Genomic DNA, 1,092 nt, shown 5'->3' on the forward strand with positions numbered 1-1,092 from the left:
CGTGCCGGGTAGCAGTGAGGGTGCGGGAGTGCCGTGGAGCTGAGCTTCGACGGAGGCGGTGAGATAGTCGAGCACGTTGCGCTCCTGCTTCCTGAGACTCATCACGGCGGTGAGGATGCGTGCGACGAAGAGACTGCCGTCCTCGCTCTGGGTACCGAAGCTCGTCTTGCGCCAGATGACGGCATGGCGCAGGTCTCTCTCGGCGAGATTGTTGGTGGGCTCGACGCCCTCTGTATAGACAAATGTCCAGAGAGACTCCTTGCGCTTGAGGATTTGCCTGGCGGTGCCGGCCACCGACTTCGGGCACACCTCCACGACCTCCTCCAGGAGTCTTTCCACCTCGCTCATGAGCGGCAGCATCCTCCTCTGGAAGGTGGCGCGCTTCAGGAGGCCATCGCGAGCCAGATGCCACCACTCAAAGAGAACGAAGACTTCCGCCAGCAGCAGCTTTCCCAACCGCTTTGCCTCCCCGCCGCGCTCGACGAAGCCTTCGAATTCGCGCTTCAGGTGCGCCCAGCAGAATTGCCGTTTCAGGGCGCGCACCCAGTCGTAGCCACACCACCGGTCGGAGATGAGCGTGCCCCTGAAGTCCTTTCCCAGCATGGCCTGGGCCACGGCCTTGCCGCGACTCTTGGCGATGAGGAACACCGCCACGGCCGCGGTGCTGGCCACCCACAGCCAGGCGCGTGCGTGCTTCTGCCACCAGCCGGTTTCGTCCTGATGCACTGCCGGCTGCGTCTGGACGTACGCGCGCGCCTCGTCCACTGCACCTGCCAGGGCCTGGCTCACCGTCTGCTCAAGGTTGCTGACGCTGCCGAGTCCGAGTTCCACGCCCAGCACGTCCTCCACCAACTCCTGCACCAGCCGCTTCGACAGACGCAAACGTCCGGTGCACAGCGCGATGAATCCCGTCAGGCGCGGTCCGAAGGTGCCCTCGGGCACCCCCTCCGGCAGCGGCGCGCAGCGCCAGGCGTTGCAGCCGGCACACCAGCCCGCGTGAAGCTCGTACTGCTTCACCTCGGGTACCACGCGCGGCAACTCCACCACCTGGTGGACCCGCGCGGGCGGCGCCTCATCCAACCGGAGCAGTGG

Annotated in this window: 1 protein-coding gene; it reads right to left on the reverse strand. The window is 66.1% G+C overall.

The window, feature by feature from the left end:
* Window positions 1-1,080: IS66 family transposase (tnpC, locus tag G4D83_RS45205; protein ID WP_275902425.1), on the reverse strand; the 1,080-nt coding region annotated here is incomplete at its 3' end.
* Window positions 1,081-1,092: the final 12 nt, after the last annotated feature.

It is taken from the genome of Myxococcus eversor, from assembly GCF_010894455.1.
GTDB classification, from domain to species: Bacteria; Myxococcota; Myxococcia; order Myxococcales; family Myxococcaceae; genus Myxococcus; species Myxococcus eversor.